Origin of the sequence: Sphingomonas sanxanigenens DSM 19645 = NX02, from assembly GCF_000512205.2 — a bacterium.
In the GTDB taxonomy this organism is placed as follows: Bacteria; Pseudomonadota; Alphaproteobacteria; order Sphingomonadales; family Sphingomonadaceae; genus Sphingomonas_D; species Sphingomonas_D sanxanigenens.
This window is the reverse complement of the sequence record NZ_CP006644.1, coordinates 3,493,490-3,515,536: the sequence shown is the minus strand read 5'-3', so window position 1 is coordinate 3,515,536 and position 22,047 is coordinate 3,493,490. Positions and strand designations below refer to the sequence as shown.

Annotated in this window: 19 protein-coding genes and 1 pseudogene; 6 read left to right on the top strand and 14 right to left on the bottom strand. The window is 65.6% G+C overall.

Going from position 1 to position 22,047, the window contains the following annotated elements; all coding sequences use genetic code 11:
* Window positions 1-41: 41 nt before the first annotated feature.
* Both NX02_RS30760 and NX02_RS16080 read right to left on the bottom strand, forming a co-directional pair.
* Window positions 42-731: a restriction endonuclease gene (locus NX02_RS30760; protein WP_025293225.1), complete on the bottom strand. Its 690-nt coding sequence runs from the start codon at window positions 729-731 to the stop codon at window positions 42-44.
* Window positions 728-1,237 carry a hypothetical protein gene (locus tag NX02_RS16080; protein ID WP_025293224.1) on the bottom strand — a complete coding sequence of 170 codons (510 nt, stop codon included), beginning with the start codon at window positions 1,235-1,237 and terminating at the stop codon, window positions 728-730. Before NX02_RS16080 ends, NX02_RS30760 begins: the two co-directional genes overlap by 4 nt.
* Before the next feature lie 414 nt (window positions 1,238-1,651).
* Here NX02_RS16080 and NX02_RS31630 point away from each other — a divergent pair.
* Both NX02_RS31630 and NX02_RS16060 read left to right on the top strand, forming a co-directional pair.
* A pseudogene (locus tag NX02_RS31630) lies at window positions 1,652-2,713 on the top strand (IS630 family transposase).
* Window positions 2,714-3,188: 475 nt separating this feature from the next.
* Window positions 3,189-5,162, top strand: a complete 1,974-nt coding sequence (locus NX02_RS16060) for a phosphatase PAP2 family protein (protein WP_158014042.1) — start codon at window positions 3,189-3,191, stop codon at window positions 5,160-5,162.
* A 75-nt stretch (window positions 5,163-5,237) separates the two neighbouring features.
* Here the strand turns inward: NX02_RS16060 and NX02_RS16055 are convergent, their stop codons facing one another.
* From NX02_RS16055 to NX02_RS32500, 7 genes are read right to left on the bottom strand one after another with little or no spacing between them, the layout of a single operon-like run.
* The gene (locus tag NX02_RS16055) at window positions 5,238-6,632 is read right to left on the bottom strand and encodes an exopolysaccharide biosynthesis polyprenyl glycosylphosphotransferase (protein WP_047099800.1); all 1,395 of its coding nucleotides are present in this window, start codon (window positions 6,630-6,632) and stop codon (window positions 5,238-5,240) included.
* A 32-nt stretch (window positions 6,633-6,664) separates the two neighbouring features.
* On the bottom strand, window positions 6,665-7,936 hold the full coding sequence (locus NX02_RS16050) for a type III PLP-dependent enzyme (RefSeq protein WP_025293219.1): 1,272 nt from the start codon (window positions 7,934-7,936) through the stop codon (window positions 6,665-6,667).
* Window positions 7,933-8,172 carry an acyl carrier protein gene (locus tag NX02_RS16045; protein WP_025293218.1) on the bottom strand — a complete coding sequence of 80 codons (240 nt, stop codon included), beginning with the start codon at window positions 8,170-8,172 and terminating at the stop codon, window positions 7,933-7,935. The genes NX02_RS16050 and NX02_RS16045 overlap by 4 nt, the downstream gene beginning before the upstream one ends.
* Before the next feature lie 23 nt (window positions 8,173-8,195).
* The gene (locus NX02_RS16040) at window positions 8,196-9,776 is read right to left on the bottom strand and encodes an AMP-binding protein (protein ID WP_025293217.1); all 1,581 of its coding nucleotides are present in this window, start codon (window positions 9,774-9,776) and stop codon (window positions 8,196-8,198) included.
* Window positions 9,773-10,270, bottom strand: a complete 498-nt coding sequence (locus NX02_RS16035) for a serine O-acetyltransferase (protein WP_039996631.1) — start codon at window positions 10,268-10,270, stop codon at window positions 9,773-9,775. The genes NX02_RS16040 and NX02_RS16035 overlap by 4 nt, the downstream gene beginning before the upstream one ends.
* 43 nt (window positions 10,271-10,313) lie before the next feature.
* Window positions 10,314-11,438, bottom strand: a complete 1,125-nt coding sequence (locus NX02_RS16030; protein ID WP_084717839.1) for a glycosyltransferase family 61 protein — start codon at window positions 11,436-11,438, stop codon at window positions 10,314-10,316.
* Window positions 11,422-11,580: a hypothetical protein gene (locus NX02_RS32500; RefSeq protein WP_158014041.1), complete on the bottom strand. Its 159-nt coding sequence runs from the start codon at window positions 11,578-11,580 to the stop codon at window positions 11,422-11,424. The genes NX02_RS16030 and NX02_RS32500 overlap by 17 nt, the downstream gene beginning before the upstream one ends.
* Before the next feature lie 160 nt (window positions 11,581-11,740).
* Here NX02_RS32500 and NX02_RS16025 point away from each other — a divergent pair, with 160 nt between their 5' ends.
* A complete protein-coding gene (locus NX02_RS16025) occupies window positions 11,741-13,048 on the top strand; it encodes a glycosyltransferase (protein ID WP_025293214.1) in 1,308 nt (435 codons plus the stop codon).
* A gap of 317 nt (window positions 13,049-13,365) precedes the next feature.
* Window positions 13,366-14,331: an IS110 family RNA-guided transposase gene (locus tag NX02_RS16020; RefSeq protein WP_025290252.1), complete on the top strand. Its 966-nt coding sequence runs from the start codon at window positions 13,366-13,368 to the stop codon at window positions 14,329-14,331.
* A gap of 154 nt (window positions 14,332-14,485) precedes the next feature.
* Here the strand turns inward: NX02_RS16020 and NX02_RS16015 are convergent, their stop codons facing one another.
* The 5 genes from NX02_RS16015 to NX02_RS15995 all read right to left on the bottom strand — a co-directional run bounded on the left by NX02_RS16015 (window position 14,486) and on the right by NX02_RS15995 (window position 19,606).
* The gene (locus tag NX02_RS16015) at window positions 14,486-15,445 is read right to left on the bottom strand and encodes a phytanoyl-CoA dioxygenase family protein (protein WP_025293213.1); all 960 of its coding nucleotides are present in this window, start codon (window positions 15,443-15,445) and stop codon (window positions 14,486-14,488) included.
* 137 nt (window positions 15,446-15,582) lie between these two features.
* Window positions 15,583-16,371 (bottom strand): CpsD/CapB family tyrosine-protein kinase, encoded by a 789-nt coding sequence (locus tag NX02_RS16010; RefSeq protein WP_025293212.1) that lies wholly within the window; start codon window positions 16,369-16,371, stop codon window positions 15,583-15,585.
* Entirely contained in the window at window positions 16,361-17,842 is a 1,482-nt protein-coding gene (locus NX02_RS16005; protein WP_025293211.1) for a GumC family protein, read from the bottom strand. Before NX02_RS16005 ends, NX02_RS16010 begins: the two co-directional genes overlap by 11 nt.
* On the bottom strand, window positions 17,839-18,984 hold the full coding sequence (locus NX02_RS16000) for a hypothetical protein (protein WP_162232686.1): 1,146 nt from the start codon (window positions 18,982-18,984) through the stop codon (window positions 17,839-17,841). The genes NX02_RS16005 and NX02_RS16000 overlap by 4 nt, the downstream gene beginning before the upstream one ends.
* A gap of 34 nt (window positions 18,985-19,018) precedes the next feature.
* Window positions 19,019-19,606 (bottom strand): polysaccharide biosynthesis/export family protein, encoded by a 588-nt coding sequence (locus tag NX02_RS15995; RefSeq protein WP_039997657.1) that lies wholly within the window; start codon window positions 19,604-19,606, stop codon window positions 19,019-19,021.
* 503 nt (window positions 19,607-20,109) lie between these two features.
* On the opposite strand from NX02_RS15995, the gene NX02_RS15990 reads away from it, so the two are divergent.
* Both NX02_RS15990 and NX02_RS15985 read left to right on the top strand, forming a co-directional pair.
* Window positions 20,110-20,889: a WecB/TagA/CpsF family glycosyltransferase gene (locus NX02_RS15990; RefSeq protein ID WP_025293208.1), complete on the top strand. Its 780-nt coding sequence runs from the start codon at window positions 20,110-20,112 to the stop codon at window positions 20,887-20,889.
* A 1-nt stretch (window position 20,890) separates the two neighbouring features.
* Window positions 20,891-22,033, top strand: a complete 1,143-nt coding sequence (locus NX02_RS15985) for a hypothetical protein (RefSeq protein WP_158014040.1) — start codon at window positions 20,891-20,893, stop codon at window positions 22,031-22,033.
* Window positions 22,034-22,047 lie beyond the last annotated feature (14 nt).

Here is a 22,047-nt window from a genome sequence, read left to right as displayed (position 1 = left end):
TCCACCTGTTATCATTAAATCAGCTAGCATCGCGAGCTGTACTAATTACGGCGCAGCCTACAGAGCCACTTGAGTAGCTGCGGCCCGTCCATCAATTCGAGCCGATGCGGGAATAGGGGGGCAAGAAAGCGCTCTTGCTCTATCCTCGCGGGAAACCTTGACGTGGTAACCAGCATGCCTTTTGATGCATCCTGCTCGCAGTTCAGAACGCCGACGAGCGCGCGGATATCATCATGGGGCACTTTTCGATTGGCCGCATAACGTTTGACCGAGGTGATGATCTTGATAGATCCAACACCTCTCCTCACGGCAATAACATCCCGTCCGCAATCTCCCGATCGCGGCGTTAATATCACATCGTGATAGCCTTCTCGCTCGAACGCGCCCGCAACCAACTCTTCGAACCGTTCAGGCGGAAGTTGGTAGGCAGCGTTCCAATCCGTTCGAAGGATATCAACGATCCGACCCCAGATAGGACCGACAACCTTGATCAGCGTGCCGTCCTTCGTTTTCTCGCGACGCTCCACGATCGACTGGCTGAGAAGCGGTAGCCCGTCCAACGCCGCCTGATCCTCGGCGGAGATTACCTCGTCATCCGGATAATCGTAATTCACCGGTGCGTATTTCGTCGAGGATATCGCCAGCGCTTCAACGATTGCCGTGAGCGTGCCAGCCGGAGGCCCGCCGCGTAATTCCTCCAGCGCGACAAACGCTGCGCTTACATCTTTCATGCGGGCAGCATACCATCGCTCAAAGCCTTGGCATGGTAGGCAAATTCGCGCAGCGGCTCGACGTATCTTGCCGCTATAGGCGCGAGCGCACGTGCCATCTCAGCTTGCGCGGTCATGACCGATGGCGACTGAGCGAATTGCGCCATAACGCTTTGGTAATGTGCCGCGCCCGCTGCAATCGTCACGAGATCCAGCGAAGGCGTGCGAAAGCGCTCCATGGACGCGAGTCCTGCAGCAGACTCGCCGATTTTTGGCATTACGACGGTCGGCAGGCGCGCTTGAATGGAGGCAAGCCCGGAAGCCTCAACCGTCCGCGCAAGGCTTGACGCTAAAAGCGCGGCGTTTTGCTGATGGGCTAGAGCCAACTCGCGGATCGACGAGGCATTTAACGCAGCCTGCAATGCGAGGCTCGGCGAAGTCAGCCGAAGGCTTTCGCGCTCTGCCGCCTCAACCAAAGACGTGGACAGCTCTTTGCTGGCCGCATTCGAAACCAGATCGCCTTGCATCGCCGCAACCTACCTTTCCACTCCCCTATACCAGCGCGATGAGGAGAACAGATAGCGAAAATCGATGGGGAGCTGTGTCGGTTTGAAGTGCTCATGCGATTCACATTTTATTAACATGAATGTCAGTAGGAATGTTCGGTCAGTCGTGGCGATTGGCGATACGATTTCCCGCCCCTTGGACCAGAGGGGCGGACAGGCCCGGTGGGTGTGTACCCCCTGTTAAGCTCACCGGGCCATCCCGTCTTGAACCGCTTGGAATGATGATCGCCGTCACGCTCGCAATGAACCGTATCCCCAATTTCGCCTCGAAGCAGACCATCCCCTTATACCAAGTCCCAGTGATGCTGACTCACGCGGGGGATTCGCGCAGGGGTAATTTTCTGATTCACCAGAGCAAGCACGCGGAGGCTTGCGATGGCGGCAGCGATTGGGGTTCGATCAGATTTCACGCCGGGGGATTTACGGCGATTTTCTCGGAGCTGTGACGATCCGGACCAGGTCCGGCGGTTGCTGGCGTTGGCGTTGATCCTTGATGGTAGCAGTCGGAGCGAAGCAGCCAAGTCAGCTGGCGTGACACTTCAGATCGTCCGGGATTGGGTGATCCGCTTCAACGCGGATGGCCCGGACGGGCTGATATTGCGCAAGGCCCCCGGCAAAGTCTCGATCCTGAGTGCTGCACAGCGCCGCGCTCTTGCACAGCAGGTTGAAGCGGGTCCAATCCCCGCAGCACATGGGGTGGTCCGTTGGCGCCTCATCGATCTGGCACAGTGGGTGTGGGACGAGTTCGGCCTTTCGATTACCAAGCAGACTCTGAGCCGAGAGATGCGCGCGTTGGGCTTCCGCAAGCTCTCGGCCCGCCCCCGGCACCACGGCCAGAAAGAGGACGCCATCGCCGATTTTAAAAAAGCTTCGCAGGCCAACTGGCAGAAGTCCGACGATCCTTGCCGCGCGGCACCGTGATAGAATTGTGGTGGCAGGATGAGGCGCGCATCGGCCAACAGACCAAGCTCACACGCCGCTGGGCCAAGCGGGGCACCCGACCATCAGCACCCAAGGACCAGCGCGGGGCCTCGGCCTGGATCTTTGGGGCGATCTGTCCCGCCGAGGGCAAGGCCGCTGGCATCGTCATGCCCCGTTGCAACAGCTAGGCCATGAGCATGCATCTCGAAGAGATCGCCTTCCACGTCGCGCCGGGAGCGCATGCCGTCCTGATCCTCGATCAGGCCGGATGGCATGGCTCGGCAGAACTGGTCGTGCCCGACAACATCACCCTCCTGCCCGCTGCCGCCCAGATGCCCGGAACTCAACCCCGTCGAAAATGTCTGGCAGTTTATGCGCGACAACTGGCTGTCGAACCGCATCTTCTCATCCTACGATGACATCGTCGATCACTGCTGCTTCGCTTGGAACAAGCTCGTCGACCAGCCTTGGCGCATCATGTCCATTGGTCTGCGCCAGTGGGCACATGGGTTCTGATCAATGAGACTTGGTATAATTTAGACTCATAAAGTGCTACGATCATAAGGCCGTTTACAACGAACGTCTGGGTTATTTTCGGCGCATATAATGAGGAATTACCATATTATTCGTTTTTATAATTTTTTTATCAAAAAATCAGTTGTCGATCGCGATCGAGATGGCAAATGCGCTATTCAATATCGCCTTTTCACCAATCGCCTGCTTCGAAAATGGGATGTTTGACCGCAAGGGGCGTCAGTCTGCACCCATGCTTTCCTGCCCGAAAAGCTAAAAGATCTTGATGAAATGATTGGATAAATAAGGCGCATGGAATTGCGTGGAAATATTGAGAGCTATCATATAAATTTCGACTTTGAGCGAGTCGCCAATAAAATATCAAATATAAATCGGATATCACAAGAGAGCCTCCTCCTGCCAAGGCTGGTGCGGTTCCCGGGTGTATCTAAGTTGGCGAAATTGGGGAGGTATTTTGATGAGATCTGGAAACGGCGATACAAACCGCGTCTTTCATGTCAGGGAAACCGATGGTAGCAGCGAGAGCTACCATGCCGTGCGAGGCGTCGGAAGCTTCCACAAAACCCTGCCCCACAACGAATTTGGCGAAGTAGATGCAGCGGCATTCGCGGCGCTTGTGTCGGCGACGCGCGGCGATGGCAGCGAATTCGCGCAGGTGCCGGGCGGGGCGCAAAGAGATGTTACGCGACCCAAGCCTGACAAGCCCAAACTCGCGGCAGCCTTCACCAATCCGCAAGGGGGATTGGCGAGCGACCGGCTGATTCATCACCCCGCCCAATATGCAATGCCACCCGCCCCCGGCGTCACTTCGAACACCACGGCGGCGGAGATGCTCGAGCTTTACTGGATGGCCGCACTGCGCGATCTCGATGTCGGCCAATTCGATGGCAGCGCAACGACGGCTGACCCATTGGTCGGAAAGGCAAGAAAGGAAATCAACAAGCGCTTCAAGCAAGCGATCAAATCGAGCTTCATCACGAATGATAGCAAATTTGAAATGCCCGCTCCACCCAACAGCGACGGTCCTGAGGATCGTTTCATCCTTGGACTGGACGTGGCCGGTTCGTCGGATCAGTTTCTGGATTTCAGTGACAATACCCTGTTCCGCCTTGGTCTGCCCGGCGACGAGGTGGGGCCGATGATCAGTCAGTTTTTCTTGCGTCCCGCGCGTTTCGGGACGCAGCGCATCGATCAGCGCCAGCGGCCCTACGCTGCCGGATTGGATTACCTTACGGACTTCGGTGACTGGTTGGCGGTGCAGAACTCCGGGCGCGACGATGCCGGCAATGCCTATCCCGGTTCAAACGAGGCGGTTTATTCCGCTACCGCGCCCGACGAGGGGAAACATTACGAACAAGATGAGCGATACATCAGCACCATGCGTGATCTGGCACGCTTCGTGAACAAGGACGCTTTGCACCAGGCATATTTCAACGCTGCCCTGATCCTGCTTTCAGGTGCCGCCAAGTGGCCGCTCGGCAACCCCTATCACGATGTTGGCAACAGCATCGTAAAGGGCGCATTGCCTGATCGGGAAGCTGGCTTTGGTGTACTCGGCGGCCCGCATATCCTGGCGCTGGTATCCGAAGTGGCAACGCGCGCGCTCAAGGTGGTCTGGCGGCAGAAGTGGCAGGTCAATCTGCGCCTGCGTCCCGAAGCCTATGGCGGATTGGTGCATGTCCAGAATCTGGGTGTCGGCGGACGTAAACGCGACTACGGCCTGCCCCGCTGGATCTGCGACACCGATGCGATCAAAGAGATCAAGTCTATCACAAGATCAAAAAATGGCGGTGGCGCTGCTGGAGAGACGATGCTTTTGCCAATGGCCTTCTCAGCAGGCAGCCCCACGCATCCCGCCTACGGCGCCGGACATGCCACGGTCGCCGGGGCCTGTGTCACCGTGCTGAAGGCATTTTTTATGACCTTCACAACCGAAGCTGATGGGGCTGACGTACCGATCGCCTTCGGCACGCTTGAGGAACGCGATGAACCCTACGGAAAAGGAAGACCGATTACCGTGTATCGTCCGACTGCACCAAGCGGGACTCCGTTGACGGGGCATGACGGGATCACGTATTTCGACAACCGTATTGCCCTTAACCAATCCAGTAGTAGCGCTGCAGACAAGGCTGTTGCCGAAAAGCTTACCATTGAGGGCGAACTTAACAAGCTCGCGCAGAATGTCGCCATGGGCCGTTCGATGGGTGGCGTGCACTGGCGCACCGACAACACCCGCAGCCTGATGCTGGGAGAGGCGCTGGCGGCAGAAATGCTCGCCCAGATCACGTCTGACGTCAACGAGGCACCAAGCTTCACCTTCCGAAGTTTCGCCCGGGACGCAAAGGGCAAACCGAGAAAAGTAGAGATCGCGCGGGGCCGCATTTTCGTGAACGGAAACGAAAAGACGATCCCGGTAGGCCTCCTGTACTGAGAAGAACTATCCCGCGCTACTGTTTGCCGGTGACGTGCTCCCCTGACTGGTAAAAATCGGGCGAGCACGTCATCTTCAATACGCGTTCGGGTGCGCCACCACCTTCACCGTCGCCAGCAGGATCCGCATGTCGCGCCAGAGCGTCCAGCCGGTGAGATATTCGAGGTCGGCCTGGATGCGGCCGATCAGCGCGGCGCGGCTGTCGGTGGCGCCGCGGAAGCCGCGGACCTGGGCGAGGCCGGTGAGGCCGGGCTTGGTCGCGTGGCGCAGCCAGTAACGCGGGTCGACCGCCCAGAACAGCGCATCCTCCGCGGTCGATCCCAGCGCGTGCGGGCGCGGGCCGACGATGCTCATGCTGCCCATCAGCACGTTGAGCAGTTGCGGCAGTTCATCGATGCTGGTGCGCCGCAGGAAGGCGCCGATGCGGGTGACGCGGGCGTCGTCGCGGGTCGCCGATTGCGTGCCGGCGGCGTCCAGCGTCGCGACGCGCATCGTGCGGAACTTGTAGACGTCGAAGAAGCGGTTGCCGCGGCCGATGCGGCGCTGGACGAAGAAGATCGGGCCGCCATCGTCGAGCTTGATCAGCAGCGAGACGATGAGCAGCGCCGCGATCAGCAGCGGCGCCAGCCACAGCACCGCCGCCACGTCGAACGCACGCTTCAGCGCCCGTGCGCGCAGCGAAAGCTGGCCGCGCGCGACGCAGGCGGTCATCCGCCCGTCCTGCTCGCCGATGTCGAGCACGCCCAGCGCCTCGAACTCGGGCACGAGGATCTCGATGTCGATGCCCGACCCCTTGAGCGCGGTCACCCAGCGTTGCCGCCCGGCGGGCGCGCAATCGATGACCACGCGGTCGGCACTGCCGATCGCGCGGCCCAGCCGGTCGAGCGAGTCGGGGCAGTTGAGATCGGCGGCAACCTCGAACGCGCGCAGGTCGACGCGGCGGTGGCGCCGGTCGTCGGCCGCGCCCGGCCGGTCGCTGAGCACGATCACTTCCAGCGGCCCGTGCGGCAGCACGCGGCGCCCATAGCGGCCGACCATGTAGCGGCCCGCGACGATCAGCACGGCGGCGATGCCGGTGCCCATGGCGAAGAACAGCCGCGAATAGTCGGCACCCACCTTCCACGCGAAGGCGATCGCGACGATCGCCAGCGCGGCGAGCGCGAGCGCGGTCAGGGCAGAGCGCACGCCGCGCGTCCAGCGATCGAGCGCGCGGATGCTGTAGCCGCCGAGCTGGAAGCTGATCGCGAGATACATGGGCGCCAGCACGACCAGCACCGCGGCGAGCTGCACCGCCTTGTGCGGCTGCAGCCGGACGTCGGCGGCGACGGCATAGCCGATCAGCAGCGCGAGCAGGTCGATCGCCGCGAGCAGCAGATAGATCTGCACGCGGCGGTGCGCCTTGCTGAGCGGTCGTCCGCGTGTGCCGCCGGCGCCGTCCGCGGGCGCGCGTGCGGTCAGGGGGTCGAGCATGGCGGGCCTCCCCATGTGCCGGTCGGGTGCGATCAGGCCCGCCGCCGCGCCGCATCCGCCGCATCGGCCGGCGGCGGCAGGGCGTTGAGGTCACGGGAAATGTCGCTGATCGCGTTGCCGGAAACCAGCAATTCCACCGGCGGCGCGTGGCTGATGAAGTGGATCGGGCTGGCGGTGAGGCCATAGGCGCCGCTGTTGTGGACGGCGATGATGTCGCCCTCCGCGATCTCGGGCAGTTCGATGCCGGAGGCGAGCCGGTCGATCGAGGTGCAGAGCGGGCCGACGATGTCGACCTTGCCCACGGGCTCGCCGCCGCCCAGCTTGTGCATCGAATAGTTGCGGCGGATCACCATGCCGAAGTGGCCGGAGGCGGGCAGGTGGTTGTTCATGCCGCCGTCGCAGATCGCGATGCGGCTGCCGCGCGATTCCTTGATCGAAATGACGCGGGTCAGGAAATAGCCGGCCTCGGCGACCAGATAGCGGCCCAGCTCCAGCATCGGCACCGCGTCGCCGAAGCGAGTCTCGCCGCGGAAGGCGTCGAGTTCGGGAATGATGCCGGCGGCGACCGCGCCGAGGTCGAGCGGCACGTCCTGGTCATGATAGGGCACGCCGAGCCCCGATCCGAAGATCAGGGTCTCGGGGGTGAGGTCGAAGCGGCCGCACAGGTCGCGGAAGATCGTCAGGAAGCCGCGGTAATTCTCGACGATCGGCTCGGGCTTCAGGCATTGTGTGCCCGAATAGATGTGCAGGCCGGTCAGCCGCAGGCCGGGCAGGGCGAGCATCTCGGCGAGCGCCGGTTCGGCATCCTCGATGTCGATGCCGAACGCGCTCGGGCGTCCCGCCATCTGGTCGCCGAAACCCTTGGGCACGCTCGCCGGGGCGATGCGCACCACGATCGGCTGCACACGGCCCTCGCCGCGCGCGACCGCATCCGCCAGCCGCGCCTCGCGCAGCGATTCGACCACGAGGTTGCCGATGCCCGCGCGCACCGCTTCCTCGATCTCGAACGCGCGCTTGCCGGGGCCGGTGAAGCTCATCCGTGCGGCGTCCCACCCGGCCTGCATCGCAAGCCGCATCTCGCCGATCGACGAGATGTCGAGATGGTCGATGCGGCCGCGCAGCCACGCGAGCAGCGCCGGGTTGGGGTTGCTCTTGACCGCGAAGCTCAGCGCGAAGCGGCCGCCGAACGCGGCGTCGATCTGGTCGATGCGCTCGGCGATCAGGTCCGTGAAATAGACGAACGCGGGCGTGCCGAAGCGATCCGCCGCGACGCGCAGCCACTGGTCCGTCCAGGCGGAGATCACGCCACGCGCTCCCCCGCGAAGCGCAGGATGCGCTCGGCGGTGTCGAAATTGTCGAGCGTCACCTCGTCCGCGCGGATCTCGATGCCGGTCGCCTTCTCGATGAACGCGATCAGGTCGAGCATCGCCACCGAATCGAGCGCGCCCGACGAGAAGAGCGGCGTGTCGATCGTCGGTTCGCCATCGAACCCGGAAAATTCGCGGATGTTCTGGATCAGCAGGGCTTCGGTGAGTGCCACGGGATTGCTCCTTGGAGAAATGATCAGAGTTGGATGGCCGCCGGCGCGGCGGCGCAGCGGCGGACGACGTCGGGCCGGGCGAGCTTGCCGCTCGCGGTGCGCGGCATCGCGTCGCCCCAGACGTGGATCTGGCGGGGAATCATATAGGCGGGCATCACCTGCCGGCAGTGCGCCATCAGCGCCTCGCTGGTGGCCCCCGGCAGCAAGGTGACGGCGATGTGGACGCATTGGCCCAGCACATCGTCGGCCACGCCGAACGCGACGACGTCGGCGGCAAGCGCGCTGCGGTGGACGAGATCTTCCACCTCTTCCGGGCTGATGCGGAAGCCGCTCGCCTTGATCAGCGCATCGTTGCGGCTGACGAACCAGAGGTCGCCATCCGCGTCGACGCGCACGACGTCGCCGCTGTAGACCACGGGCTCGTCGCCGATCAGCGCGGCGAGTTCGGGGCAGGGGCGGATCTTCTCGGCGGTCGCCTCGGGGCGGTTCCAGTAGCCGAGGCTGACCAGCGGGCCGCGATGGACCAGCTCGCCCTGCTCGCCCGGGCCGGCGATGCCGATCCCGGCCTTGATCACATAGATCTCCGACCCCGGAATGGCGCGACCGATCGAACCCATCTTGGCGTGGAAGCGATGCGGCTCCAGATATGTCGAGCGGAACGCCTCGGTCAGGCCGTACATCAGCACGATGTCGGTACCGGGGAACAGGTCCGGCATGCGCTCGAGCACGCTCTGCGGGATCTTGCCGCCCGAATTGGTCACGAAGCGCAGATCGGGAAAATCCATCGGCGAGGCTTCGAGCAGCCGCGCGAGCTGGATCCACAGCGGCGGCACCGCCGCGAAACCGGTGATGCGGTGCTTCTGCAGCGCGCGCGCGACTTCGGTGGCGAGCGTCACCGGCTGGTGGACGACGGTGCCGCCGACCAGCATCATCGTGGTGAGCTGGTTGAAGCCATAGTCGAAGCTGTAGGGCAGCACGCTCAGCAGCCGGTCGTTCTCGCCCAGCTTCAGATAGCGGGCGACGGAGCGCGCGCCGGCCAGGATGTTGCGATGGCTCAGCATCACCCCCTTGGGTTTGCCCGTCGACCCCGATGTATAGATGATCGCGGCCAGATCGGTGTCCAGGCGGTGTGTTGAGGGGGTGTTAAGGGGGTGGGAAAGCGCATCCCAGGCCTGCGCCCCCGCCACGCCGCCGCCATTGCCGGTGACGAGCAGCGGCGGCAGCGGGGTGGCGCTGCCGATCGCCGCGGCGGTCAGCGCGCGCGCCATCGCCGGCTCCACGATCAGCGCGCGGGCGCCGCTGTCCTCGGTGACGAACTGGATCTGGTCGATCGTCCACACCGTGTTGACGTTGACGACCACCGCGCCGATCTTCGCGACGCCCAGCATCGCCGCGACCTCGCGCACGCCCTTGCGCACCTGCACGACCACGCGGTCGCCGGGCAGGATGCCGATGGCGGAAAGATGCGCGGCGACGCGGTCGACCTCGGTCGCCACCTCGGCATAGCGCGCCTCGCGATCGGCATCGATCAGGAAGATCTTGTCCGCGCGGTGCTGCAGATTGTCGGCGAACAGTTCGTGAAGCGTGGTGGCAAGCGGGTTCATCTGAGGGGCCCCAGTCGCGGATAGATCTTGGCGGGTGAGCCGACGACGATCGAGTCGGACGGCACGTTGGAGGTGACCGCGGTGTTGGCCGCGATCTTCACGCGATCGCCGATGCGGATCTTGCCGAGCACCGTCGAATTGACGCCGATGAACACATCGTCGCCGATCACCGGCGCGCCATCGCGCATGTTGGTGCCGATGGTGACGTTGTGCATCACGCCCAGCCGGTCGCCGATCACCGTGTCCGGATGGATCGAGAGCGATCCTTCGTTGTTCACGATGTGGAAGTCCTTGCCGATCGTCACCTTCGGCGGGATCCAGATCTTGGTGACGTTGGCGACGAACAGGTTGGCAAAGCCATAGGCCTTGCGCGCCAGCGCGCGCGCCAGCGGGTTGCGCCGCCGGATGCCCCAATGGCCGAACCGGTAGACGCACAGCGACACGAACGCGCCGTTGGTGATCGAGGAGCCGTGGCGCCGGTAATCGTCGCGCATGGTCGCCCATGCCGCGCCGATGCCCGCGCGCGCTTGCGGCGCCTCAGGCGAGATCGAGGGTATGCTCGATCTCTCCGACATCTGCGCTGAAGGCTTCATTGCTTCCCTCTCCGACGACCAGCGAAAAATCCTGACCCTGACGGTCCGTGAACATCTTGAGCACCGAGACCGCGCGTGCCGGCGGCTGGATCACCAGCGCGCGCGCATCCGGCGGCATCAGCATCAGCCCGTGGACGAGGTGGCTGCCCTCGGTGCCCGCCACCACATCGGCACCGCCGCAGACGCGAACGATCTCGTCGACATCCGCGCGCACCGGATCGAGAACCTGGAACCCGCGCTTGGCGGCGAGCGTCTCCGCGATCTCGCGTTCGTTGAGCAGCACGCGGCGATCGCCGGCACTGCCGCGCAGCAGGAACACGCCGGGATGGCGGCGGACATGCTGGCCGACCATGCGACGGCGGAAATCGATCGCACGCTGGCGCTTGTGCTCGTTGTGGGCGAAATCCTCGAACAGGATCAGGTCCGCGAAGCGCACCTCCAGCATGCGCGTCGGCGTCATGTCCAGCCGTTGCTCATAGGCGCTCATGTGGCCGATGGTACGGTTGGTGGTGAAGGGCATGCCTTCGGATTCGGCCAGCCGATAGGTCAGCGTATCCTCGGCCAGCCAGTTGCCGAACCAGCGATTGCCGGTCCAGCTTTCATACATGGTCGCGCGAATCTCGTCCTTGGGCTTGCGACGGAACGGCAGTCGGCTGTTGCGCTTGCGCAGATGCCGCGTCGCGTCCGCCGAATAGAGCACGCCATCCATCAGCGTGACGTTTTCGAGCCGGTAGGCCGTCGTCGCGCCCTGGATCGAATCGAACCCGCCCGAAAAGTCGCGGATCACCTCGTCGATCGATCCGAATTCCGTGCCGCGGATGCGATCGAGCTGGCCGGGGAGCACCTTGGCCGGCTTGATCTCCACGCGGCTGCCGCGCGCGACCGTCCAATGGTCGACCGCCCTGGCGGTAACGTCCTGCACCGGCCGGCCCAGGAGCCGGCGCAGCCTGTCCATTCCTGGCTGGAAACTGATCAACGGCGGCACCCATTGTTTGGGCGGCCACGCACGAAACCGTGCGTCGCGCCCGGCGACCGGAAGGGCATCGGCATGATCAGCGCCCGGCGGCATGCGCGAGACCATTCGTCCGCCGCCGGACCAGTCGCGACAGCGACCGGGCGGCGCGCTTGCACGGCAGCGCGCCCAATGCTGCGACGACGAACATCAGCGATGGCAGCAGCCACACCAGCAGCACGACAAGAACAAGGTTCATTCGCCCCCTCCAAACATGCTGCACCATCGCATGTGCGAAGCGCGGGGCGCATCCGGCTGATGTAGACCGGTAAGTTGGCAAGGAAGTTTGGCTTGGGAAAAGTGGGAATGCCTCGATCGCGCGCGCTCGGCCATAATCGGCGGCGAGAGGCGGGGGAAAGATGAAGCCAAAAGTCTTCAGCTATGTCGGCACGGGGGGCGAACCGCTTTCGGACGCCCCCGACAGCCGCGGTACGGGGCCGAACATCGCCCGCGGATTCGGCCGGCAGACCGATCGGGTGGCCTATCTGGTCAACGTCTATCCCAAGGTCAGCCACAGCTTCATCCGAACCGAGATCGCCGCGCTGGAGCGGCAGGGGCTGACCGTCGATCGCTTCACGATCCGCAAGTCGCCCGACCGGTTCAGCGATGCCGAGGATCGCGCGGAGGAACGGCGCACCGCCGTGCTGCTGGAAGGCAATGGCCGCCAGCTCGCACGCGCGGTGCTGGCGCGCTTCCTCGCCCGGCCGGGGCCCACCGTCGCTGCGTTGCGGGATGCGCTGCGCATCGACGGTGGCCGGGGCATGGTGCGCGCCTTCGCCTATTTCGCCGAGGCGGCTCTGCTCGCCGATCAGCTGGAGCGCAACCGCGTGCGCCACGTCCATGCCCATTTCGGCACCAATCCGGTGGCGGTCGCGCGGCTGGCGGCGCGGATGACGCCGATCACCTACAGCTTCACCGCGCACGGCCCCGACGAGTTCGACTCGCCCGTCTCGCTCGATCTGCCGGGCAAGATCGCCGACGCGGCGTTCGTCGCCGGCGTGTCGAGCTTCGGCCGCGGGCAATTGATGCGCTGGTCGCATCCCCGGCATTGGGAGCGGATCGAGGTCGTGCGCTGCGCGGTCGCGCCGCATTTCCTGAGCACCGAGGTGGATGACGGCGCTGCCTTTGCCGGATCGCGGCTGGTCTGCGTCGCCCGGCTGAGCGCGCAGAAAGGGCTGCCGCTGCTGATCGAGGCCGCAGCACGGCTGGCACAGCGGCGGGAGTTCACCATCGACGTGATCGGCGATGGCGAGGGCCGCAAGGATATCGAGGCGCAGATCGTGCGCCTGGGGTTGCAGCAGCGCGTGCGCCTGCTCGGCTGGCGCGGATCGGAGGATGTGCGGCGCGAGGTGCTCAACGCACGCGCCTTCGTTCTGCCGAGCTTCGCGGAGGGGTTGCCGGTGGTGCTGATGGAGGCGCTGGCGGTCGGCCGGCCGGTGATCGCCACCGCGATCGCGGGCGTGCCCGAGCTGGTCGACGCGCAGAATGGCTGGCTGATCCCGTCGGGCTCGATCGAGGCGCTGGCCGACGCGCTGGGCGCGGCGCTGGACGCCACCCCGGAGCAACTCCGCACGATGGGCGAGATCGGCCGCGCCCGCGTCCGCGAGATGCATGACCCCGATCAGAATGCCGAGCATCTCGCGGAGCTGTTCCGGCCCTTCGTCTGAGGGGATGTGGCGCTGCCGATAGAGCGTCGCTCTTCTAAACCGTTCGCCCCGAGCGAAGTCGAGGGGAGCCGTCGAGCGAAGCCGAGACGGCATGGGGACACGCTCCGAGCGGGTCTCGGTTCTCGGCTGCGCTCGAACCATCCCTTGCATCTTGCGGTCAGCCCGATCTGGTAGTCCAGAAGGGCGACCGCCGGGGGTGGCCACCCCCGGCGGTCGGACGGACGGGACCGAGTGTCCCTTGGTTCGAGCCGTAGTCGAGATCGGTCCGTCCGTCCCTTCAAGTCTGGCCTGAACAGATGAAGGGGAGCAAGTCCCGTATGCAAGGAAAGGTCGAGGACAAGTCGCTGCCGGAGGTCCATGTCGGCGTCGATGTGAGCAAGGCCAATTTGGACATCCACATTCACCCGGTGGGCGAGCAGCTGCGGGTGAGCAACGACAGTGCCGGGCATGACCGCCTGGTCGAGGTGCTCGGCCGGTTCGCGGTGAAGCTGGTGCTGATGGAGCCGACGTCGCGCTATCATCGGGACGTCCAACGCCATCTGCATGATGCCGGACTGCCGGTGGCGCTCGTCAATCCGCTGAGGGCCAGGCTGTTCGCCGAGGCTGCCGGCAAACTCGCCAAGACCGATGCGATCGATGCCGCCATGCTGGCATTGATGGCCGATCGCTTCGGCCTCTCGGCATCCGAGCCGGTGAGCCGGCGGCAGGAGGAGCTTCAGGAACTCGTCAGCGCCCGCACCGCGGCGCTCGCCGAACAGACCGCGCTGCGCAACAGGCTCAGCGTCACGCAGGGCAGCTTCCTCAAGAGCGAACATAAAAGAAGGCTGAGCTCGATCGCCACGCATATCGATCGCATCGAGGTGAAGATCGAGGAACTGATCAAGGCTGATGCCGAGATGACGCGCAAAGCCAAAATCCTGCGATCCATCCCCGCCATCGGCCCCATCAGCACCCAGGCCTTCCTCTCATACCTCCACGAACTCGGCCGCATTACCAACAAGCAGGCCGCAGCCCTCGTCGGCCTCGCGCCCTTCGCCCGCGACAGCGGCGGCATGCGCGGCAAGCGATCCATACGCGGCGGACGCGCCGAGCTCAGATCCACCCTCTACATGGCCGCGCTCGTCGCCAGCCGCCGCAACCCCGACTTGAAGCGCTTCTACGATGGCCTTCTCGCGCGCGGAAAAGCTCCAAAGCTCGCCCTCATCGCCGTCGCACGAAAACTCGTCGCGCTTGCCAACACCCTCATCACCAAAAATCGCGTGTGGGCGCCCAAACCCGCTTGACCTGGAAGACAGATGCTCGACTTCGCTCGGGACGAACGGGGAGCGGTGTTCTTCTTCCGTGCGCGCCGAGTAGGCGAGCGAATTTTCACAGGCTCCGCACCCGAATACGAACACCCGCGGCGCGGCCCCCCGAGCCGCGCCGCGGGTCCCGCCCCTACAGCGTCGCCGGCGGGATGATCCGCAGCGCGGTCGACAGCCGCCGCCGCCATAGCGCGGCGTCGCGCTGGCGGTGGGGCAGGGCATGGGCCAGCCGGGCGATGTCGCCGCGTGTCATGCCCGTGCGTTCGCACAGGAAGGGATGGCGCGGCCGGCTGGCAAAATAGCTGTAGAAGATGGCGGCACGGTCGCGCTCGATCGCCGGCTTGCCGCGGTGGAAGAAGCGCGCGGTGTCGGTGAAGATCACCGTGCCGGCCTTGCCCGTGCAGCTTACGATATCACGGGTGAAACCGGCACCGAGCCGGCGCTCGAGTTCGGTATCGTCGGCCAGGCTATAGTCGAACCCGTCGCTGTCGTTCTGCAGCGTGTCGTGCCGGCGGATCATCTGGAACGGGCCGCCGCCCTCGTCGACGTCGTGGACATAGACCGCCACCTTCAGCATCCGCCGGTCTTCCCAGTCGCGGTGCCACTTGCGCGTGGAGATCTCGCGCCCGTCGGCGACGGTATAGTTGATCGCCACGCCGTCATAGGCGGGTGGCAGGCCGATATAGGATTCGGCGATGTCGAGCAGCCGGTCGTGCAGCCCCCAGAAATAGATCGCGGGGTTGTTCACGATCCGCTCGGGCGGGACGATGGTGAACGCCTCGCCGCCCGCCGCGCGCGCGCGCGCCTCGGGGGCGAACTGTTCGGCGAGCATCGCCGCGGTGCCCACGATCGTGCCGCTGTCCGACAGGCCGAGCGCGTCGACCGTGGTGACGAACACGCCGTCGCGGTCGAGCGCGGCGACGATCTCCGCATCGATGCCGCTGAGGCGCGGCAGGATGCTGCGATGCTGTTCCAGCGCACGCTCATAGCGATCGCCGAGCGTGGTGCGGACACGGGGTTGGTTGAGCAGCTTGAGCATGGTGCGCGCCGGTAGATTCCTGAGCCAGATGGATCGTTCGGAGGGCGGCTTCATCGTTTCTCCCCCTCGATCGAAGGCGCAAGGATCGAACCGTGCTTCACGGCGGAGCAGGAGCGGGGATCAATGTCGGTCATCGTCGTCCAATCCGCGTGGCCGGGTCGATGCCGGCCAGCGCTGTTCCGGGGTGAAGGTCAGCGGGCGCCGCTGCGCTCGGGCGGCATGTAATAATAGCCATAGTCGTGGTGCTGCTGCGGGCTGGAGATCGACATGTTCAGCACCGAGCCGACGATCGGCGTGGGGTTGAGCGAGTTGATCGCATCGAGCAGCGCCCGCTTGGGCGTGCGCGCCTCCTGGACCACCATCACCACGCCGTCGATCACGCGCGAGATCAGCATGAGATCGTCGTTCACCAGCGCCGGCGGCGTATCGACGATGATCACCGGGCTGCCCTCGATGCCACGCAGCGACGCGATCAGGTCGGGTAGGCGCGGCGATGCCAGCAACTCCTCGGCATTGTCGCGCGGATCGCGCACGCGCGAAACGGTGAGGTCGAAGCCGTGGATGCGCAGGCAGGTCTCGCGCCACGGCACGGTGCCCATCAGATAATCGTCCATGCCCGGCTGCAGCTGCGGCAGCCCCAGCCGGTTGCCGACCGAGGGGCGGCGCAGATCGAGCTCGATCAGGATCGTCGGGTAGATCCGGCTGAGCGCGGCGGCGAGGTTGATCGAGATGTGCGTCTTGCCGTTGCCGGGCTGCACCGAGGTGACGCCGAACACGCGCTTTCCCGACGAGTGGACCGCGCGCAGCAATTGCGAGCGCATGTTGAAGAAGGGATGGACGCGCTCGTTCATCGGTTCGAAGCCGACGACGAGGTTGGCGGCCAGCAGGTCCCGGTCGGGGCTGTAATCCGGCATCACGGGTACGTCCTCGTTTGCCCGGTTGAGCCGGACGACCGGTGCGGTGTCGATCTCAGCCTGCATAGCGTTTTCCTCCCATCATGCCGGCGGGCGCTGTTGCCCGTCCGGTCTTGTTGCGCCCGAAGAACCAGGGCAGCACGCTCGGCTGCCGGGTGACCGGCACGACGCCCAGGGGCGGTGCCTTGAGGAGCTTGGTCAGCGTCTCCTCGCCATGGATGGTGCCGCGCAGCAGTTCGAAACCGAGTGCCAGCGCCACGCCGGCACCGCCCCCGCCGAACACGCCCATCAGCAGCAGGATCATCGGCTTCGTGCCCAGCGACTCGTGCGGCATGCTGGGCTCGTCCACCACCGAGAAGCGCTCGCCCTTGTCCTCCGACTGGAGGTTGGCGGCGACCTGCGCATCGAGCTGCTTCTCGCGGAGCGCCTCATATTGGCGCTTGATGTTGTCATATTCGCGCTCGATCATGTTCAGCTCGTAGGCGGCCTGCGGTGCCTGCGCAGAACGATGGTCGAGGTCGGCGATGGCGGCGACCAGCTCGCTGCGCCGCGCGGCGAGCATGTCGATGCGCGCGCGGCCGGATGCGATCTCCGCCTCGATCACGTCGGCGCGACCGTCGGGCTGCGCCCGGCGGGCAGCCGCCTGTTCGCGTGCCAGCGCGGCGCGCGCGGCGACCACGCCGGGATAATCGTCGGAATAGACCGCCTCGAGCTGGTTGAGCTTCTCCTCCGCGCGGCGCACGGCTTCCTGGCCCGGGGGCGGCGCCTGCTGCGCGGACCGTATCGTCGTTACGAGAATGCCGTTCTGCTGCGCGATGCCCTGCGATTCGGCGTCGATGCGCGAAACCTCGGCGCGCAGCGCGGCGCCGGACTGGGCGCTGAGCGCGATATGGCTCGGCAGCGCGCCGGCATAACGGGCCTCGACGCCGCGGCGCTTCTCTTCCAGCTCGCTGAGCTGGCGGCGGAGTTCCTCCGCGCGGCGGCCGAGGAAGGTCGCGGTGCCTTCGGCCTGCTGGGTGCGGAAGCGCTTGTCTTCGACCAGGAACTGCTTGGTCAGCCGCTCGGTCACCGCGCGCGCCTTTCCGGCGTCCTGGTAGGTGAAGGAAAGGGTGAAGGCGATCGTGCTGCCGTTGTTGTTGTTCTGGTTCGCGCCGACGAGGTCGACGCCGATCGCACTGCGCGCGATCGCCAGCACATTCTCGAACTCCATCGCCGCGCGCTCCTTGGGGTAGAGCCCGTTCTCGCGGATGAGCGCGCTCAGGCTGTCGCGACTGACGACCTGCTGGCGGATCTTGGCGATGCGTTCGTTGGCGATGCTGCTGAGCGGGGTGGTGCCCGGCCCGAGCACGATCTGCGCCGAATCGATCAGCAACGTCGCCTGCGATTTGTACATCGGGCGCTGCATGACGATGGCGCCGACCGCACCGATGAGGCCGACCAGTACCGGCAGCAGCAGCCAGTAACGGCGGCGAAAAAGGATCGCGAGGATCTCGCGTGGATAAATCCCCAGGCCATCGGCGGTCTGTTGAGCGGTCATCTGTCTCGTCCCCGGTAAGTCACGCCGATCTGCACCACCACGGCGCCCACCCGGTTGCCGTCCGCGCGCGTGCGCTGGAGGTAATCCGCACCGGCGCGAACGGAGATGGTTTCAGTCATGCGATGTTCGTAGGCGGCGGAGCCGCGCAGCACGTCGGTTTCGCCGAAGCCCGGCAATTGCGCGCGGCGATAGTCGGCGCTGGCGGTCACCCGGCCGCGCGTGCTGGTCGGCACCGCCAATGTCGCGCCCACCGCCGTTTCGCGCTGGAGGCCGCCGAGCCCGCTGACCTCGCTGCGGATCGCGCCCGTCAGGCACAAGGTCATGCGGCGCGGATCGTAGCAGAGGTTCACCGAGCCGCTGAAGCGGGACCGGTCGTTGCCGTTGTTGTTGGGTATGCCGGGAAGGCCGCCGAGACTCGCCCATTCGATGCCCGCGGTGGCGTCGGCGCGCCAGTTGGCGTTCAGCCGGCGTGCCACCGTGACGCCGATCGACTTCGCCTCGGTCGTGCCGCCATTGGCGATGCGGCTGGAGGTGAATTCGCCGCGCAGGCCGACGGTCATCAATTCGCTCACCCGGCGGCTGGCGGTGACGCCGACATCATAGGCGTTCGTCGATTGAAGCAGCGTCGATCCCGGATAGCTGGTCTTCTGCCAGCCCGCGTCGGCCAGGAACTGCCAGCGCGCGTTGGGATTCCATTCCACCGAGGTGCGCGCGCCATAGGCCTGGCGCATTCGCCGCGTGTCGACCGCCGCGTCGATGCTGTCGGTCAGCACGTCCGCGGCGAGCTCGCGCGAATAGGCGACGTTGCTCATCAGCGTGAGATATTCGCTGTCGCGATGCCGGAAGGTCGCATCGGCACGCCCGGTCACGAAGTTCCCATAGCGTCGCGTATACTGCCGAAATCCGGCCCGGCCGCCGACTTCGATGGTCGTGCCCGGCCCCAGCGGCACCTCGATCTCAGGCCGCGCGACGATCTCGGCGGCGCCGGCATCGGTGTTCTTGTCCGAGCTCAGGAAAGGATTGTCCGAATAGAGCACATTGGCGTCCGCTTCGATGCGGATCTCGGTCTGCGCCAGGCATTTGGGCGCGAAGATCGCCGCTGGTGCGGCGATCGCCCCGAAGAGCATCCGGCGCACGGGCACGCGGCCCGGCATCCGGTCACGGGATGACGGGTGCTCACGGGATGACAAGGACGTCACCGCTCATGAGCATCGGCAGGGGCCGCGAAAGACTGCCGGCCTTGAGCGCCCGGCCGCCCTTCAGGACGGTGTTGAGTTGCACCGGCTCGACGATCTGGCCGGAAGGCGTCTGGCGCAGGATGACGGCATTGCTGATGTCGGCGAATTCGGCCGCACCGCCGGCCATGCTGAGCGCCTGCAGGATGTTGACGGCCGAACCGCTGGAAAAGCTGCCCGGCGTACGGACCTTGCCGACCACGAAGAAGCGCAGTCCCGTGGCATCGCGCACCGAAACGGTGACATCGGGCGCGGTCGAGCGGTAGTTGACCGCGATGCGTTCCCGGATGTCGGCGGCGATATCGGTCACGTTGCGGCCCATCGCCTTGATCGTGCCCGCCAGCGGAAAGGAAAAGGTGCCGTCGGGCTGGACGCGCACCGAGCGCTGCATGCGTTCCTCGCCCCACACGAAAACGTCGAGGTCGTCACCCGGGTTGACGCGATACTGGCTGACCGGCGGCACCGTGGCGGTCACCCGCGGTGTGGGACCGGGCGCCGGTTCGGCGGTGGCGGGGGCTGTTGCAGCCATCGCACCAATCAGCGCGACCGCCCTCAGGCCCCGTGCGAGGCTGCGGCGATTGGACAGTAACCAGGTGGTGGACACGAGCATTGCTCCCGAAAATCAACTGCCCGCAGGCTAATCGTCCGGCGGGGGTGCCGGAATTCGTCGATTGCCGTCCTCCCTTGGCGGTTGGGAGAAATGCCAGTCGGTCCGTCGCTGCATTCGTCCGCATGGCCGCCGCTCATTTTTCCTAGGCAAAAAAGGGAGCCGTGTTCGCCAAGCAGAAATTGGTGCGCGATCTTCCATAATGGGGGCCCGCGTCGGACCATGTTCTCGGTTCCTCCGATCGACGGGTCGGACCGGTCGCGCGAAACCGGCAGCCGGCCCGGCGGCGACGCGGACCAGTTTTTGAGCACAACCGACCCAGAACCGACATCGCCTGGTGCGTCGCTTTGCCGACGGTTTCACCGAGGCGGGCTAGAGAGAGGCTTCCCCGGATGTCCCTTGGCGCTGAACGTGCAGCGGCCGGCATGGCCGCACCCCCAGGCGTCGGCGGCGCGCTGGCGCAGTCGACCGTCCAGTTCATCGACGTGTCCTTCACGATGCAGGGCACGGATTCGGTGATCGAGAAGGTCCGTGACCGCCCGGCGACGGCGCCCTTCGCCTATATCGTCACCCCCAATGTCGATCATGTCGTGCGGCTGCAGCGCAGCCGGTCGGATCTGTGGCCGGCCTATCGCGCGGCGTGGATGACGCTGTGCGACAGCCGCATCCTCGCGCGGCTGGCGAAGCGGGTGGGCTTCGCGCTGCCGGTGGTTCCCGGCAGCGACTTGACAGCCGAACTGTTCGAGCATGTCATCCAGCCGAACGATCGGGTCGCGATCGTCGGCGGGCGCCCCGCGGTGATCGCGCAGCTCGCCGAACAATATGGGCTGACCGATGTCGTGCATCATGATCCGCCGATGGGTTTCATCCACAACCCGATCGCCGTGGCGGACGCGGTGCGCTTCTTGATGAACGCTCGGGCGCGCTACATCTTCCTCGCCGTGGGATCGCCGCAGCAGGAGATCCTGGCCTATCGCGCCAAGCGTGCCGGCGGCATCACCGGCATCGGTTTCTGCGTCGGCGCCAGCCTCGATTTCCTGACCGGCGTGCAGGATCGCGCGCCGCCGATCCTGCAGCGCATGTCGCTGGAATGGCTCTATCGGCTGGGATCGAACCCGCGCCGGATGTGGCGGCGCTACCTGATCGAAGGCCCCGAAATCTTCCAGATCGAACGGAGCTGGCGACGCGGCCGGACGCAGCAATAGGATGCGGGCAGCGGGGATTGCGGCACTGGTGGTGATGGGCGGTCTCGCGGGAAGCGCGCGGATCGAGCAGGCACCCGTGCCGGGCCCCGACGCGCATGCGCCCGTGCCCGAGCGGCAACCGGCGGCGACGCCGCCGCGACGGCTGTTCGTCTCGGGCCACAGCCTCACAGCGCGACCCTTGCCCGATCATCTTGCCGCGATCGCCGCAGCCGGTGGCCGGCCGTTCGACTGGAACATGCAGCACCTCTACGGATCGACCATCGAGATGCGCACGCGCGGGCGGGGCGGCGATGCCGGCTATCGGGAGGGGCTCGACCGCGCCGGTGCGCGGGCGGACGTGCTGCACGAGATCGCGTCGCCGCATCCGGCGGGGCGATACGACACGCTGATCATCACCGAGCGGGATTCCCTGCTCGAAAGCCTGATGTGGGACGATACGATCGGCAATGCGCTCGACTACATCCGCCGCTTCGAGGCCGCCAATCCGGGCAGCCGCACCTTCCTCTATACGAGCTGGCTCGGCCATTCGGGCGCCGACACGCCGGGGCGCTGGATCGACTATGAGCGGTCCGCCGCGCTGGCGTGGCACTGCACCGCCGCGCAGCTCAACCGGCGGCTGGCGGCGGAAAACAACCGCCATCGCGTCGCGCTGATCCCGGCGGCGGAGGCGCTGGCCGAACTGGTCGCCGAGGCGGTCTCTCCGCGCGGGATCGACGGGCTCTCGGGCACGGCGCCGCGCGACACGATCGCGCTGCTGTTCACCGACGACGTTCATCTGACCGAGACCGGCACCTGGTTCGTCGCGTTGATCGCGCATGCGGCGATCCACGGTGCCCTGCCGGAGAAGGCGTGGGCGCCCGCTGCGGTCGATCCACGCACCGCGCAGGCGCTCCAGGGTTTCGCCACGCTTTTCATGCAGCGCTGGCGCACCGGGCCGCCGGCACCCGCCGATTGCGGCGCGGCGCTCGCCCGCGATTATGTACCCGCCTATCTCGGCTATGTGCGCGATTATGGCTGGCGGGAGAGCCAAGGGACGTGGACGGCACGGGTCAAATGGGCGCGCTTCTCGATCGTCTGGGCGCGCGACCTGCGCAGCCGTTCGCGGCGGAATCCGTTCGCGCCAGTGGCAAATTCGGCACGCTGATCGGCGGCGGGCAA